The following is a 15477-nucleotide window of genomic DNA, read 5'->3' as shown; positions in this document are numbered from 1 at the left end:
GATGCACACCAAAGCCTTCTGGCCCACCCCGCGCCGCCTTGGCTATCACATGAACTGGATTGGCCTGATCGCCGCGACGGTCGTCTGCTTCTGGGCGCTGGTGGCGGTGATCGGCCCGATGCTCAGCCCCTATCCGCCGGGCGAGATTGTCGATTTCGACTATTACGGCCCGATCTCGGCCAAGCTGTGGATGGGGTCGGACTATCTGGGGCGCGACATCTTCTCGCGCGTGCTGATGGGCGCGCGCTATACGGTGGGGATTTCGCTGGCGGCGGTGTGCCTTGCCTGTATCTCGGGCGTGGTGCTGGGGATGACGGCGGCGGTGGTCGGTGGCTGGCTGGATACCGGGCTCAGCCGGTTTCTGGATGCGCTGAATTCGATCCCGTCCAAGCTGTTCGGGCTGGTGATGGTGGCGGCCATCGGCTCGTCGATCCCGGTGCTGATTGTGCTTTTGGGGGTGATCTACACGCCCGGCGCCTATCGCTTTGCCCGGGCGCTGGCGGTGAACATCAACACGATGGATTTCGTCACCGTCGCCCGCGCGCGGGGCGAGCGGACGGGCTATCTGGTGACGCGGGAAATCCTGCCCAACATCACCGGGCCGGTGCTGGCCGATCTGGGGCTGCGCTTCGTGTTCATCGTGCTGCTGCTGTCGGGCCTGTCCTTCCTCGGGCTGGGGGTGCAACCGCCGAATGCCGACTGGGGCAGCCTTGTGCGCGAGAATATCGGCGGCCTGCCGTTCGGCGCGCCAGCGGTGCTGATGCCGAGCCTTGCCATCGCCAGCCTGACGATCAGCGTGAACCTTTTGATCGACAACCTGCCCGTCAAGATCCGCGACAGGAGCGAATGATGCAGAACCTTGTCGAAATCCGGGATCTGAAGGTACAGGCGCGCAGCGATGCGGGCCGCAGGATCGAGATCATCAAGGGCGTCAGCTTTGACATTGCCGAGGGCGAGATCGTGGCGCTGATCGGCGAAAGCGGATCGGGCAAGACCACCATCGCCCTCACGCTGATGGGTCACACCCGCCCCGGCTGCACCATCACCGGCGGCACGGTGCGGCTGGCGGGGCGCGATCTGGTGGCGATGCCCGAGGCGGAGCGGCAGGCGCTGCGCGGCACCGAGGTGGCCTATGTGCCGCAAAGCGCCGCCGCGGCCTTCAACCCCTCGCAGCGGCTGATGGATCAGGTGATCGAGGTCGCGCAGATCCACAAGCTGATGTCGCCCGATGCCGCGCGGGTGAAGGCGGTGGAACTGTTCCGCGCGCTGGCGCTGCCGGAGCCCGAGACCATCGGCCAGCGCTATCCGCATCAGGTGTCGGGCGGGCAGCTGCAGCGGCTGGCGGCGGCGATGGCGCTGATCGGCGGGCCGAAGCTGATGATCTTTGACGAGCCGACGACGGCGCTGGACGTCACCACCCAGATCGAGGTGCTGCGGGCCTTCAAGTCGGTGATGAAGCTGGGCGGCATGGGCGGGGTCTATGTCAGCCACGATCTGGCGGTGGTGGCGCAGATCGCTGACCGGATCGTGGTGCTGAAGGGCGGCGAAGTGCAGGAGGAAGGCCCGGTCGAGCAGATCCTGCACCGCGCGGAACACCCCTACACACGTGAGTTGCTGGCGGCGTTCGAGCCGGTTCCCTACGCCTCTGCCTCGCGGTCGGAGGCCGAGACCAAGCGCCCCATTTTGGAGGTGCGCAACCTTGTGGCGGGCTATGGCCCGCTCGGGCGCGATGGGCGGCCGCACAAGCTGGCGCTGAACAACGTATCCTGCCGGTTGGAACGGGGGCAGAATCTGGGCGTGATCGGGGAGAGCGGGTCGGGCAAATCCACGCTGGCGCGGGCGATTGCCGGGCTGCTGCCCCCGGTGTCGGGCAAGGTGCTGCTGGACGCCCACGCGCTGGAGCCGGAGGCGCGGGCGCGGGGCAAGGAAGAGCTGCGCCGCCTGCAGATCGTGTTCCAGCTCGCCGATACCGCGCTGAACCCGCAACGCCCCGTGGGCGATATCGTCGGCCGCCCGCTGACCTTCTACCATGGCCAGAAGGGCGCCGCGCGCGAGGCGCGGACCGATGAGCTGCTGGACATGGTCCGCCTGCCGCGCGCGATGAAGCACCGCCTGCCGGGCGAGCTGTCGGGCGGGCAGAAGCAGCGCGTGAACTTGGCCCGTGCGCTGGCGGCGGGGCCCGAGGTGATCCTGTGCGACGAGATCACCTCGGCGCTGGATACCGTAGTGGCGGCGGCGGTGATCGAACTGCTGAAGGAGTTGCAGCGCGAACTGCACCTGTCCTACGTCTTCATCAGCCATGACCTGTCGACGGTGCAGGCGATCTGCGACGATGTGATGGTGATGCTGAATGGCGAGGTGGTGGAGCGGCTGCCTGCGGACCGCCTGCAGGGCGGGGCGCAGCATCCCTATTCGCAGCTGCTGTTCTCGTCGGTGCCGAAGCTCGATACCGGCTGGCTGGACAGCGTGCCGCCGCGAGCGGCAGCGCTGTAGTCACATCGGGAAGATGCTTTTCAGCGGCAGATGGGTCTTGATGAAGGGGGATTTCATCACGACGAAGCTGAAATACTTGTCGATGCCGATATCCATGTCGGTCAGCCGTTCCATGATCGTCTGATACTCGCCGATGCCGCCGGTCACGAACTTTAACAAGTAGTCGTAACCCCCTGAAATCAGGTGGCATTCGATGATTTCCTCGACCTTCTCGGCGGCCTGCTGGAAGCGGGCAAAGTCGATCTGGCGGTGGTTCTTCAGCGTCACCTCGGTGAAGACGGTGATGGTCTGGCCCAGCTTGGCGATGTCGATCTGGGCGGAATATCCAGTGATATAGCCAGCTTGCTGCAGTTTCTTAACGCGCATCAGGCAGGGGCTTGGGGACAGATGCACCAGTTCGGCCAGTTCCACATTGGTGATGCGGCCGTTCTTCTGCAACTCATGCAGGATGCGGATGTCGATCCGGTCAAGCTTCACGGTCTGTCCCTTGCGCTGGTCCCGGCACAGGCAGGATCTGCCGGTGCCCCAGCCTACAGCGGCAATGCGACCAAGGCCAGCCCGGCAAAAGCGAGGCGGTATAACGCTCTGGCAACAGTGCTTCACTCGGCATGAAATGCTGCAATCGTTGCAGGACCGGCAGCCGGAACCGGGCCGCCCGCCCTAGACTGGCGAAAACGGAGGCACCCATGCCCGCACCCTTGCTTCATGTGACGACGAGCCCGGCCCTGCCGCAGGCGGCGGATGCCGTGGTGATCGGCGGCGGCATCGTGGGCGTCTGCACCGCCTATTATCTGGCGCGGCGCGGGGTGAAGGTGGCGCTGGTCGAGAAGGGCCGCATCGGGGCTGAACAATCCAGCCGCAACTGGGGCTGGTGCCGCCAGCAGAACCGCGATGCGCGCGAATTGCTGATGGCGACGGCCAGCCTTGCGCTGTGGGAGGCGATGGCGGGGCAGATCGGGCAGGATGTGGGCTTTCGCCGCTGCGGGCTGCATTACCTGTCGAATGACGAGGCGGAGCTGGCCGGCTGGGCCCGCTGGCGCGACTTTGCCCGCGGCGAGGGCGTGGTGACGCATATGCTGAGCGCGGCCGAGGCGGCAGAGCGCGGGCGCGCCACGGGCAAGGCGTGGAAGGGCGGGGTGTTCTCGCCCACGGATGGCATCGCGGATCCCGAGCGGGCCGCGCCGGTGATCGCGCTTGGCACCCTGGCCTTGGGCGGCAGCGTCCACCAGATGTGCGCCGCCCGCGGACTGGAGCTGGAGGGCGGGCGCGTGGCGGCGGTGGTGACAGAGGCGGGCGTGATACGCACCCGCACGGTGGTGATGGCGGGCGGGGCCTGGGCCTCGTCCTTCTGCCGGCAGCTGGGGATCCGGTTTCCGCAGGCCTCGATCCGCTCGTCGATCCTTGCCGTGGGGCCCGGCGCCGATCTGCCCGACGCACTGCATACCTCGCAGGTCAGCACCACGCGGCGCGGGGATGGCGGCTATACGCTGGCAATCTCGGGCAAGGCGCGGGTGGATGTGACGGCGCAGCAGATGCGCTTTGCGACCAGCTTCCTGCCGATGTTCTTCAAACGCCGCAAATCGCTGGCGCCAGGCGGGCTGCAAGGGCTGCGCTCGGGGCATGAGACGCTGCGCCGCTGGCGGCTGGATGCGTCGACGCCGATGGAACGTATGCGCATCCTCGATCCACGCCCCGACCACGGCCAGATCGCCGAGACCCTGCGCCGGGCGCGGGCGCTGTTCCCGGCACTGGCGGATGTGCCGGTGACCGCCGCCTGGGCGGGGTATATCGACTCCACCCCCGACGGGGTGCCGGCAATCGGCGAGACGAATATCCCCGGCTTCATCCTTGCGGCGGGGTTCAGCGGCCACGGTTTTGGCATCGGGCCGGGGGCCGGGCATCTGATCGCCGATCTGGTGACGGGGACTGCGCCGATCCTTGACCCCAGGCCCTATCACCCCTCGCGGTTCGACCAGTCGTCCTGGGGCAAGGTCGCAGAGTTCTGATGGAGGGCGGGGGCGCCGGGTCGACCTAGCCGAAGGCCTGATTGACCAGGGCCATCGTCTGCGCCGGGCCGGCGGGCTGCGGCACCGGGCCAAGGCCCATCCGCGTCACCGTGTCGTAGTGCCGGATACCCGAGGCGACGAGGAACTCGCGCAGCGGCCCGTCTGGCTGGCGGGTGTCCACCCGCAGGAAGTTGCCCGCCAGCGCCTCGGCATGGGGGGCGATCAGCGCGATGGCGTCTTCCTCGGATTCCGCCACCACCGGGCCGACGACATGGCCGCGGCCGAACTTGCGGCAGAGGGCAAAGCCCGTCACCTGCCCGCCGCGTTCCACCACCGTGCCGGTGGACAGCTGTAGCAGCCGGTTCATCAGCGCCGGGCGGGCGGCGCCCATCGCCGCGGTATCCAGCGCATGAATGGCCGCCGCATCCTCGGGGCGCATCGGGCGGGCATGGCGCGGGCCGGCGGAAACCTCGCCCACGACGCCATTGTGCTGGTGGACGGGCGAGAGCGGCATGAACCCCAGCGAGATATACAGCCGATAGGCCGCGCGGGTGGCGTTCAGCACCTTGCCGCGCGCACCGACCCGATCAAGGATATGCCCCATCAGCCAGCTGCCCGCGCCAAGCTCTTGCAGCCGCGGCGAGGTGATGACCATGCCGACAGCCGCAAATTGCTCGCCCAGGGGAAACCACATGGCCGAGCCCACGACGCGGCCGATCTCGTCCCGCGCGACGATCCCCTCGCCCAGACCGATTGCCAGCTCCCAATCTTCCGGGCGATGCGGCCAGCCGACACCGATCGACAGCTCATGCAGCTTCGGCAGATCCTCCACCGTCATCGGCGCGGCGAAAACCTGATAGGATTCCAGCTGTTTGGTCGGGGTGGGCTGCAGGGTCACTCTCACATTCCGGCCGATATATTCCATATCTACAGACTAGGGATGCGTTGGAGCATTTGCTGCGCATTTTCAAGCTTTTACAGCAGATACTGCGGGGTGTCACGACTGCCGTTGCGGCCCTGCAAGCCGCCGCAAGTGCCAACACCGCCGGGATGTAGTATTCGGCTAACACCCACCCCGGCCGCGCCCGCCCTACCCTTCCCCTCACCATCAGCAAGGGAGGATGCAGCATGGCGAAGATCCTGATGATCACCGGCGATTTCACCGAGGACTATGAAACGATGGTTCCGTTTCAGTGCCTTCTGGCCTGCGGGCATGAGGTGGATGCCGTCTGCCCCGGCAAGGCCGCGGGCGACACGGTCAAGACCGCGATCCATGATTTCGAGGGCGACCAGACCTATTCGGAAAAGCCGGGCCACAACTTCGCCCTGACCGCCGATTTCGCTGCGGTCGATGCCGCCAGCTATGATGCGCTGGTGGTGCCGGGCGGCCGCGCGCCGGAATACTTGCGGATGAACCCCGAGGTTCTGGCGATGGTCCGGCATTTCTTCGACGCCGGCAAACCCGTCGCCTCCATCTGCCACGGCGCACAGCTGCTGGCCGCGGCGGGTGTGCTGACGGGGCGCACCTGCTCGGCCTATCCGGCCTGCGCCTATGAGGTCACGGCCTCGGGCGGGACCTTCGCCGATATTGCGGTGACAGAGGCGGTGACCGATGGCAATCTGGTGACGGCGCCTGCCTGGCCGGCCCATCCGGCCTGGCTGAAGCAATTCATGGCGATCCTCTGACATCCACGGGACGGGAGGCCCTGCGATGTGCGAACTTTTCATCAAGGCGGATGCCAGCCAATGGCAAAGCCGCACCCACAGCCTGCGCATCGACGGGGTCGCCACCTCGATCCGGATCGAGGCCCATTTCTGGGACACGCTGACCGAAATCGGCGCGCGCGACGGGATGACCGTCGCGCAGCTGATCACCAAGCTTTGGCATGAGGCAATGGATGCCGATCATGACCTTGGCAATTTCACCTCGTTCCTGCGGGTGTGCTGCGCGCGCTATCACGCGCTGATTGCCGCGGGCGAGATTTCCGCCGATCTTCACGTGCCGATAGCGGGGCATCCGGCGCGGGCGATTCTGGCGCGGGAGGCAGCGCGGCGCATGAACTAGCGGCGCCGCAGGGGCCGCCCTCAGCTGTCGCCCACGAACATCCGGTCGCGCGCGGCGGTGATGTGGGCGCGCATCGCCTGTGCGGCGGCGTCCGGGTCTTGGCGCAAGATCGCGTCGATGACGGCGCGGTGTTCGCCCTGCACCAGCGCCTGCCGGTTCGGCGAGGCCAGCAGGGTGAGCGAGCGGGACAGCTTCATGCCGAACCCGATCTGCTGGGCGAGGGATTCCAGAACCGTCTGGAAGAACGGGTTCTTGGTCGCCCGCGCAATCGCCAGATGCAGCATCTGATCGGCATCCACCCCCAGCGCCTGTTCCTGATAGGTCTGGTCCATGCGCTGGAATGCCGCCTCCAGCGCCGCCAGATCGGCCTCGTCACGGCGCTTGGCGGCCCAGGCGGCGGCGGCGCTCTCGATGTCGATGCGGAACTCGTAACAGCGCTGGATGTCGGTGATCGACCCCAGCGGCACGAAGCTCATCACCTGCTTGTCGGGGCGGCGGGCGACGTAATTGCCCGACCCCCGGCGCGAGGCGACGATCCCGTCATCGCGCAACCGCGCCAGCGCCGTGCGCAGCACCGGGCGCGACACGCCGCAGCTTTGCGCCAGCACCTGTTCGGGCGGAAGGCGGCTGTGCAGCGGGTATTGCTCTTCGACGATCTGGGTCAGAAGCTGGTCATAGACCTGATCGGCCAGGGACGGGCGCTGAGGGTCGGCCAAACAAACTCTCCTTCACCTCAGATCGGAACCCCGGCGACCCGGTAAATGGATTCCATAAGCCGCAGCGTCTGCAGATTGTCCAGCCTGTCGGTCTGGAACGGGCGCCCCGTGCGCAGGCCTTCGACGAAATCGGTGACAGCGCCGGTGAAACAGGCCTGGTAGTTCGCCGTCAGGTCGTGCAGCGACACGGCATCGGGCTGCGACAGCAGGGTGATGCGGTCGCGGTCATAGATCAGGGTGTCCAGCTCTCCCAGCAGTTCCAGCCGGTCGGTCGGCAGCGGCGGGTGGCCGGGGGCCGAGATATTGGCATCGATCTGGATCAGCGCGCCATCCGCGCTTTCGAGCTGCACCAGCGCCACATCCTCGCCCTTCAGGTCGGGGTTCATCCGGTCCAGCCGCACGGCGGTCACGGTCATCTCGCCCAGAATCGCGCGCAGGGCGTCGAGGTGGTGGATCAGCACCTCGAACACCAGGAGCCGCGTAAAATCGGCCATATAAGGCTGGCGGCCCAGCAGGAAGGGCACCTTGCCGGGATAATCCATCAGGCTGGAAGAGCGCACCGTCAGCCGCGCATGGCGCAGGCGGCCGACCTCGCCCGCATGGATGCGGCGGGCCAGTTCGGCGTAATGCGGGCGGAAGCGGTAGTTTTCATGCACCATGAAGCGCACCCGCTCGCCCACATCGGCGATCAGCGCCTCGGCCTCGGCCACCGTGGGCGTCATCGGCTTCTGGCACATCACATGCACGCCCAGATCCGCCGCCTGCCGCACCAGCGGGGCATGGCTGCCGACGGGGGTGATGATGTCCACCGCATCGGGGCGCACGGCTGTAAGCATCTCGCCCATGTCGGTGAAGACGGCGGGGATGCCGAAGCGGTCCGCCTGCGCCTGTGCGCGGGTTTGGTCCGGGTCGCAGATCGCGGCAAGGGTCACGCCCTGCTGCGCCTGCCAGCCCTTGAGGTGAAATTCGCTGATCGCGCCGGCGCCGGCAACCGCGATGGTCAGATGCTGCATGGGACTCTCCTGAACTTGCTTGCCCGCCTTCTAGCTTCTTATAACTTATTTTACAACTATTGACCAATACGGGAATCACGGTTACTTCTTTTGGCCAAGCGACAAGGGACAGGTGCCATGCGTTACAGCGTTACCCCATCAGATCTGGCTGCCTCGGTGATGGCGGTCCCCCCTCTGGCCCGGACCGCCGATGGCGCGTTCTCGGAGGCCGGCAATGCCGCCGTGCTGGCGCATCTGCGCGAAGGCGGCGTGACCACCGTGCTCTATGGCGGCAACGCGCTGGCGCAGCACTGGCCGGTCGCCGTCTACGCCGACTGGCTGGACCGGCTGCAGGCGATGGCGTCCGATGATACCTGGCTGCTGCCCTCGGTCGGGCCCGATGCCGGCAAGATGATGGATCAGGCCGCGGTGCTGAAGACCCGCCGCTTCCCGGTCGCGCTGCTGGTGCCGATGGGCGCGCCGCTGACGCATGAGGGGATGGGCACGGCGCTTCGCCGCTTCCATGCGGAGTGCAACGTGCAGCTGTTGGTCTACATCAAGACCGATGGCTACATCCCCGCAGCCATGCTTGGCGATCTGGTCGCCGAGGGCGTGGTCTTCGGCGTGAAATACGCGGTGCCCCGACAGCCGGGCGAGGCCGATCCCTACCTGGCCGCGATTGTCGACGCCATCGGCGCGGACCGTGTCATCTCGGGCTTCGGCGAGCCGCCGGCGATTCCGCATATGCTCGATGACGGGCTTGCCGGCTTCACCGCAGGTTGCGTCTGCATCGCGCCGTCGATGTCGATGGCGCTGCTGGAGGCGTTGAAGCGCGGCGACCGGGCCGAGGCCGAACGGCTGCTGCGCCCGATGCAGGCGCTGGAGGCCCTGCGCGGCGGCCATGGCGAGATCCGGGTGCTGCATGACGCGATCAGCCATTCGGGACTGGGCGACATGGGCCCGCTGCTGCCGCCGATGAGCCATGTGGACGCGGCGCATCAGGACGCCATTGCCAAGGCCGCCCGCGATCTGCTGGCCGCTGAACAGGATTACCGGGCTGCGCAAGCCGCCTGACCAATTTGCCATCGCCCGGCCACCGGGCGTCATCTTCTGGGAGGAACCGATGACCAACTTCACCAAACCGACCCGCCGCGGCCTGCTGCAGGGCGCCGCTGCCCTTTCGGCCCTCGGCATGATGCCGGGCGCTGCCTGGGCCGCCGATTATCCGTCGCGCCCGCTGACCATGCTGGTCCCGTGGGGCGCCGGGGGTGGCACCGATGCCACCGCGCGGATGATCTCGGCGCTGCTGGAGCGCAAGCTCGGCCAGCCGATCAACGTGGTGAACCGTACGGGGGGCGCGGGCGTCATCGGCCATTCGGCCATCGCCACCGCAGAGCCGGATGGCTACACGCTGGGCATCGTCACGGTGGAAATCACCATGATGCACCATATGGGCCTGACCGAGCTGACCCATGCCGATTACACCCCGCTGGGCCTGATGAATGCCGACAGCCCGGCTGTCACCGTGTCGACCGCCAGCGAGTACAAGGACATCGCCAGCCTGACCGAGGCGATCCGCGCCTCTGCCCCCGGCACGTTCAAGGCCTCGGGCACCTCGCAGGGCGGGATCTGGCATCTTGCGCTGGTGGGCTGGCTGCAGGCGCTGGGCCTTGCGCCGGATCACGTGATCTGGGTGCCGTCCGAAGGCTCGGCCCCCGCGATGCAGGATCTGATCGCCGGCGGGATCGACATCGTCACCGTGTCGCTGGGCGAGACCAAGGCGATGGTCGATGCCGGCCGCGCCGTGAACCTGGCGCTGATGGGCACCGAGCGTGCGGCCAGCCACCCGGACCTGCCGACCCTGTCGGAAGCCGGTGGCGGTGACTTCGCGCTGGCGACCTGGCGCGGCGTGGCCGGTCCGAAGGACCTGCCGCAGGAGGTTGCCGATGTCGTCTCTGCCGCGCTGGCCGAGATCGCGGTGGACCCCGAGTTCACCGAGTTCATGAACAGCCGCGGCTTCGGCATCACCTATCTGGACCCCGCCGCCCATGCCGCGATGATGGCGGATGCGGATGGCCTGATGGCGACCACGATGGCCGCGGCCGGGCTGGTTCAGGGCTGAGCTAAACGATGGGCGGGCGCGGCCAGACATGGCGGCGCCCGCCTTTTCCATTGGAACCGGGGAGGGGACCATGAAGATCACCGATGCCGTATCGGGCGCGCTGCTGATCGCGCTGGGGCTGTTCATGTTCTGGCAGGCCTCGCTGTTTCCCAGCTTTGGCGGCCAACCCTATGGCGCCGCGCTGCTGCCCTCGATCCTTGCGGGCGGCTTCGTTCTGGGCGGCGCTCTGCTGATCCTGCGCGACGTGATGGCGCGGCGGCAGGCGGCGGGGGGGCCTTTGGTCTCGCTGGTGCCCGAGCTGCGGCAGGGCACTGGGATGGCCGCTCTGCTGGCGGTTCTGGGCAATGTGCTGGCGCAGATCTGGGTGGCGCAGAGCCTTGGGTTCATTCCTGTCTCTGTCATCGGGCTGAGCGTGCTGTTCCTTGTGCTTCGCCTGCGCCCCTGGGTTGCGCTGGCGTTGGCGGTTGGCACCAGCATGGCCTGCTGGTGGCTGTTCGCGGGGCTGCTGCGTGTGCCGCTGCCGCGCGGAATTCTGGATGGAGTGCTGTAAGATGGGCTTTGGCGACATCCTTCTTCAGGCGGCGCTGCTGGTGCTCGACCCGCAGGTTCTGCTGACGGCGCTGCTGGCGGGCATGTTCGGCATGTTCGTCGGCGCGATGCCGGGGCTGACGGCGACGATGGCGACGGCGCTGCTGGTGCCGATGACCTTCTTCATGGACCCGATCCCGGCGCTGGCGGCCATCGTTTCGGCCAGCGGCATGGCGATCTTTGCCGGGGACATTCCGGGCGCGCTGCTGCGCATTCCGGGCACGCCCGCCTCTGCCGCCTATGTCGAGGACAGCCACCGGCTTGCCTTGCAGGGGAAGCTGAACATGGCGCTGGGCACCAACCTGCTGGTGTCCTGCATCGGCGGGCTGTTCGGGGTGGGCGTGCTGATCGCCGCCGCGCCGCTGCTGGCGGAATTCGCGCTGCGCTTCACCTCGTATGAATACTTCTGGCTGGCGACGTTGGGCCTGTCCTGCGCGATCTTCATCGCCTCGGCCGATCCGCTGAAGGCGGGGATCGCGCTGCTGATCGGTCTGGCGATGGCGACGGTCGGGCTCGACCCCACGACCGGCGTGCCGCGCTTCACGCTGGGGCAGGTCGACCTGATGGCGGGGGTGGAGTTCATCCCGGCGATGATTGGCCTGTTTGCACTGGCCGAGGTGATGCGCGGGGTGATCCGCCTGAACCACAACGCCCCGCCGCCGCCGATGCCGGCTGGCGAGGGCGCGCTGTTCAAGGGCGTGGGCGGCGTGATCCGCCGTCACCCCAAGAACATCGTGCGCGGCTCGCTTATGGGCACGCTGATCGGCGCGCTGCCGGGCGCGGGCGCGGACATTGCGGCGTGGATGGCCTATGCCGTGTCCAAGCGCTTTTCCAAGACGCCCGAGAAATACGGCAAGGGCCATGTCGAGGGGCTGGTCGATGCCTCTGCCGCGAACAATGCCGCGGTGGGCGGCGCGTGGATCCCAGCGCTGGTGTTCGGCATCCCCGGGGACAGCGTGACGGCCATCGTGATCGGCGTTCTGTACATGAAGGGCATGAACCCCGGCCCGACCGTGTTCATCCAGAACCCGCAGCTGATCTATGCCGTGTTCATGATCTTCATCCTGACGACGCTGATGATGGTGCCGCTGGGCTGGGCCGCCGTGAAAGCCTCGCGTCAGGTGCTGCGGGTGCCCTCGCGCGTGCTGCTGCCCATCGTGCTCAGCTTCTGCATCGTCGGCGCCTTTGCGATGACCAATTCGGTGTTCGGGATCGTCATCATGCTCGCCATCGGTCTGCTGGGTTGGGTGCTGGAGGAGAACGGGTTCCCGGTGGCGCCGATCATCCTCGGCCTCGTGCTCGGCGGCATGTTCGAGCGGATGTTCATGACCTCGATGATCAAGTCGGGCGGCGATCTGACCGCGTTCTTCGAGCGGCCCATCGCCGCGGGGCTGGGGATCTGCGTGCTGCTGATCTGGGGCATGGCGCTGCTTGGCGCGGTGAGGCGGATGGGCAAGGGGCGCGGCACCGCCTGATATCGGCACTTTGCACGGCGTTGGACCGGCCTGCCCCGCGGCGCTTGATGCGCCGCGGGGTTTCAGGTTTTGTGTCCGGCAGTCGTGGCAAGATGATCCGAAACCAGCGAAATGCCTGACGCGATCAAGGCTGGGGAAGAGACGCTTCTTTACTAGTATGGAAGTATGGAATATATTGTGGCAAAGTTTGTAACACGGTTCCCATGATCCCCATCCGCTCTGCCTCGACCGCCCAACAGGTCCATGACTGGCTGTATCGCTGCGTCCTGCGCGGCGATCTGTTGCCCGGTGCGCGGCTGTCAGAGACAGAGATCGCGGCCCAGGTCGGGCTGTCGCGGCAGCCGGTGCGCGAGGCCTTCATCCGGCTGGCCGCCGATGGCCTGGCCGAGATCCTTCCCCAACGCGGCACCTATATCGGGCGCATTTCGGTGCGTGCCGTACTGTCGGCCCGGCTGATCCGCGAGGCCGTGGAGAGCGATCTGGCCCGGCTCGTCGCCGCAGCCCGCCCCGACCTGAGCGCAATGGAGGCCGAGCTGGTGCTGCAGGCGCAGGCCGATGCCGCGGGCGATGTGCCGGCCTTCATCGAGGCGGATGACCGCTTCCATCATGCAATGGCAACGGCCGCGGGCTTTCCCGCCGTCTGGCAGGATCTGGAGCGGCTGAAGGCACAGATGAACCGGCTGCGGCACCTGTCGATGCGAACCTTCGACCGCGGCGCCACCATCGCACAGCACCGCGCCATCCTGACCGCGCTGCAGGCCGGTGATGCCGATGCCGCCGAGGCGGCGATCCGCACCCATCTGCGCCAGATGCTGACAGAGCTGCCGCAGATGGCCGAAACCTATCCCGACTATTTCACCGACTGAGGTATCTTGATGCGACAGACCTGGCGCTGGTTCGGACCAGCTGATCCCGTCTCTATCGATGACATGCTGCAGGCGGGCGTGCAGGGCGTGGTCACCGCCCTGCACCACGTTCCCACCGGCACAGTCTGGACGCCCCAGGAGATCCGTGCCCGGCAGGACGCCATTGCGATGATGCGCGATGGCAGCCCTTCGGGCCTTGCATGGGAGGTGGTCGAAAGCCTGCCGGTGTCGGAGGCGGTCAAGACCCAGACCGGCGACTGGCGCGCGCATGTGGAAGCGTGGATCACCTCGATGCGCAACCTGCACGCGGCGGGGATCAGTGTCATCTGCTACAACTTCATGCCGGTGCTGGACTGGACGCGGACCGATCTGGCCTGGCGCCGGCCCAATGGCGCGCGCTGCATGCGCTTTGACCTGACCGATTTCGCGGCCTTCGATCTGCATATCCTGCAGCGCCCCGGCGCGGTTGACGACTTCCCGGCCGAGCTGCAAGACGCCGCCGCCCGCCGCTTTGCCGATATGCCCGAGGCGCGCCGCACCCAACTGGCCGAGAACGTGGTCTGCGGCCTGCCCGGCGCAGCGGACCGGCTGACGATGGCCGATGTGCGCGCCCTGCTCGACAGTTATGCGCCCGTAACCGACGGCGTGCTGCGGCGGCATTTCCACGACTTCCTCGAACAGGTCGCCCCGGTGGCGCAGGATCTGGGGATGCGGCTCTGCTGCCACCCCGATGATCCGCCCTTCCCGCTGCTTGGCCTGCCCCGCGTGATGTCGACCGAGGCGGATTTCGCCGAACGCATCGCGGCGGTGGATCTGCCGGCGAACGGCATCACGCTCTGCTCCGGCTCGCTGGGGGCGCGGCCCGACAATGACCTGCCGGGCATGATGCGCCGCTTGGGCGACCGGGTGCATTTCCTGCACCTGCGCAATGTGCGGCGCGACGGCGATACCATCCCGGACTCGTTCTTCGAGGATGAGCATCTGGGCGGGCAGACCGACATGGTGGCGCTGATTGACGCGGTCGTGGCAGAGGAGGCCAAGCGCCGCGCCGCGGGCCGCGACGATGCGGTGATCCCGATGCGCCCCGATCACGGGCAGGACATTCTCGATGACATCGGCCGCGGCGGGCAGCCCGGCTACCCGGCCATTGGCCGCCTGAAGGGGCTGGCCGAGCTGCGCGGGGTCGAGACTGCGCTGGCCCGCGTTCGCGGAGGCACGGCATGAGGCGGATACTGTCGATCGGCGAGGCGATGGTCGAGATGTCGCGCGCCGATCAGCCGGGACTGTGGCGCATGGGGATCGCGGGCGACACGCTGAACACCGCCTGGTATCTGCGCCGCCTGCTGGGCGCGGATTGGCAGGTCGGCTACCTCACCCGCATCGGCACCGGCGAGTTCTCGCAGCAGATGCTGGACTTTCTGGCGGCCGAGGGCATCGACGCCGCCCACGTGGGGCGCGAGGAGGGGGCCGAGATTGGCCTCTATGCGATCAGCCTGAAAAATGGCGAGCGCAGCTTTGCCTATTGGCGCGGCCAGTCGGCGGCCAAGCGGCTGGCCGATGACCCGGCAGCGCTGACGGCAGGGCTGGACGGGTGCCACATGGCCTACCTGTCCGGCATCACGCTGGCGATCCTGCCTCCAGAGGGGCGGCAGAACCTGCTGGACGCGCTGAAGGCGGCACAGGCGGCCGGCACGACGGTGGTGTTCGACACCAACCTGCGGCCACGGCTGTGGTCCGACCCCGCCACCATGCGCGCCGTGACCGAGCAGGCTGCGGCCATGGCCGATCTGTGCCTGCCCAGCTTCGATGACGAGGCGGCGCTGTTTGGCGATGCCAGCCCCGAGGCGACGCTGGCCCGCTACCTTACCCTCGGCGCGGGACAAGTGGTCGTCAAGAACGGAGGCGGCACCATCCTGTTCGGCGGGCGAGAGGGGCAGGGCCAGATCGACGATCTGGCGCGCGAAGTACCAGTGGACAGCACCGCCGCGGGCGACAGCTTCAACGCGGGCTATCTTGCGTCACGGCTGGGCGGCGCGGACTGCGCCACGGCGATCCGCGCCGGCCATGCGCTTGGCTGCCAGGTGATCCGCCATCCAGGCGCTTTGGTCCGGCAAGCGGTGCTGGACGCGCAAGCGGCCCTCTGACGCAACTGGC

The 15477-nt window shown here is 67.5% G+C and carries 16 protein-coding genes; 12 read left to right on the top strand and 4 right to left on the bottom strand.

All coding sequences use genetic code 11. The features are described 5' to 3' along the window. The first annotated feature begins 1 nt into the window (after position 1). Positions 2 to 850 (top strand): ABC transporter permease, encoded by an 849-nt coding sequence (locus Q8S30_RS19255; protein WP_305667641.1) that lies wholly within the window; start codon positions 2 to 4, stop codon positions 848 to 850. Further along, positions 850 to 2493: an ABC transporter ATP-binding protein gene (locus Q8S30_RS19250; protein WP_305667640.1), complete on the top strand. Its 1644-nt coding sequence runs from the start codon at positions 850 to 852 to the stop codon at positions 2491 to 2493. Before Q8S30_RS19255 ends, Q8S30_RS19250 begins: the two co-directional genes overlap by 1 nt. Here Q8S30_RS19250 and Q8S30_RS19245 read toward each other — a convergent pair whose 3' ends face one another. Then, positions 2494 to 2970 (bottom strand): Lrp/AsnC family transcriptional regulator, encoded by a 477-nt coding sequence (locus Q8S30_RS19245; RefSeq protein WP_066815064.1) that lies wholly within the window; start codon positions 2968 to 2970, stop codon positions 2494 to 2496. Between the two features lie 209 nt (positions 2971 to 3179). Between Q8S30_RS19245 and Q8S30_RS19240 the strand changes: the two genes are divergently transcribed. Continuing rightward, positions 3180 to 4499: an FAD-binding oxidoreductase gene (locus tag Q8S30_RS19240; protein ID WP_305667639.1), complete on the top strand. Its 1320-nt coding sequence runs from the start codon at positions 3180 to 3182 to the stop codon at positions 4497 to 4499. 25 nt (positions 4500 to 4524) lie between these two features. Here the strand turns inward: Q8S30_RS19240 and Q8S30_RS19235 are convergent, their stop codons facing one another. Beyond that, positions 4525 to 5397, bottom strand: coding sequence for a GNAT family N-acetyltransferase (locus tag Q8S30_RS19235; protein ID WP_305667638.1), 873 nt, complete (start codon positions 5395 to 5397; stop codon positions 4525 to 4527). A 230-nt stretch (positions 5398 to 5627) separates the two neighbouring features. Here Q8S30_RS19235 and Q8S30_RS19230 point away from each other — a divergent pair, with 230 nt between their 5' ends. Both Q8S30_RS19230 and Q8S30_RS19225 read left to right on the top strand, forming a co-directional pair. Next, a complete protein-coding gene (locus Q8S30_RS19230; protein ID WP_305667637.1) occupies positions 5628 to 6185 on the top strand; it encodes a DJ-1/PfpI family protein in 558 nt (185 codons plus the stop codon). Between the two features lie 25 nt (positions 6186 to 6210). Then, on the top strand, positions 6211 to 6564 hold the full coding sequence (locus Q8S30_RS19225; protein ID WP_305667636.1) for a ribbon-helix-helix domain-containing protein: 354 nt from the start codon (positions 6211 to 6213) through the stop codon (positions 6562 to 6564). Positions 6565 to 6584: 20 nt separating this feature from the next. Here the strand turns inward: Q8S30_RS19225 and Q8S30_RS19220 are convergent, their stop codons facing one another. Together Q8S30_RS19220 and Q8S30_RS19215 are read right to left on the bottom strand one after the other, a co-directional pair. Further along, entirely contained in the window at positions 6585 to 7280 is a 696-nt protein-coding gene (locus Q8S30_RS19220; RefSeq protein ID WP_305667635.1) for a FadR/GntR family transcriptional regulator, read from the bottom strand. A 17-nt stretch (positions 7281 to 7297) separates the two neighbouring features. After that, positions 7298 to 8293 (bottom strand): Gfo/Idh/MocA family protein, encoded by a 996-nt coding sequence (locus Q8S30_RS19215; protein WP_305667634.1) that lies wholly within the window; start codon positions 8291 to 8293, stop codon positions 7298 to 7300. A gap of 117 nt (positions 8294 to 8410) precedes the next feature. Between Q8S30_RS19215 and Q8S30_RS19210 the strand changes: the two genes are divergently transcribed. The 7 genes from Q8S30_RS19210 to Q8S30_RS19180 all read left to right on the top strand — a co-directional run bounded on the left by Q8S30_RS19210 (position 8411) and on the right by Q8S30_RS19180 (position 15467). Next, the gene (locus Q8S30_RS19210) at positions 8411 to 9346 is read left to right on the top strand and encodes a dihydrodipicolinate synthase family protein (protein ID WP_305667633.1); all 936 of its coding nucleotides are present in this window, start codon (positions 8411 to 8413) and stop codon (positions 9344 to 9346) included. Positions 9347 to 9395: 49 nt separating this feature from the next. Beyond that, complete coding sequence (locus tag Q8S30_RS19205; RefSeq protein ID WP_305667632.1) at positions 9396 to 10394, top strand: tripartite tricarboxylate transporter substrate binding protein; 999 nt, start codon at positions 9396 to 9398, stop codon at positions 10392 to 10394. Between the two features lie 70 nt (positions 10395 to 10464). Further along, positions 10465 to 10944 (top strand): tripartite tricarboxylate transporter TctB family protein, encoded by a 480-nt coding sequence (locus tag Q8S30_RS19200; protein ID WP_305667631.1) that lies wholly within the window; start codon positions 10465 to 10467, stop codon positions 10942 to 10944. Position 10945: 1 nt separating this feature from the next. Continuing rightward, complete coding sequence (locus Q8S30_RS19195; protein WP_305667630.1) at positions 10946 to 12457, top strand: tripartite tricarboxylate transporter permease; 1512 nt, start codon at positions 10946 to 10948, stop codon at positions 12455 to 12457. 203 nt (positions 12458 to 12660) lie between these two features. Continuing rightward, a complete protein-coding gene (locus Q8S30_RS19190; protein ID WP_305667629.1) occupies positions 12661 to 13323 on the top strand; it encodes a GntR family transcriptional regulator in 663 nt (220 codons plus the stop codon). 9 nt (positions 13324 to 13332) lie between these two features. Next, entirely contained in the window at positions 13333 to 14547 is a 1215-nt protein-coding gene (gene uxuA / locus Q8S30_RS19185; RefSeq protein ID WP_305667628.1) for a mannonate dehydratase, read from the top strand. Continuing rightward, positions 14544 to 15467, top strand: a complete 924-nt coding sequence (locus Q8S30_RS19180; protein WP_305667627.1) for a sugar kinase — start codon at positions 14544 to 14546, stop codon at positions 15465 to 15467. Before uxuA ends, Q8S30_RS19180 begins: the two co-directional genes overlap by 4 nt. The last annotated feature ends 10 nt before the right edge of the window (positions 15468 to 15477 follow it).

This window comes from Frigidibacter sp., from assembly GCF_030695035.1.
In the GTDB taxonomy this organism is placed as follows: Bacteria; Pseudomonadota; Alphaproteobacteria; order Rhodobacterales; family Rhodobacteraceae; genus Frigidibacter.
This window is presented reverse-complemented; position numbering and strand designations above follow the sequence as displayed.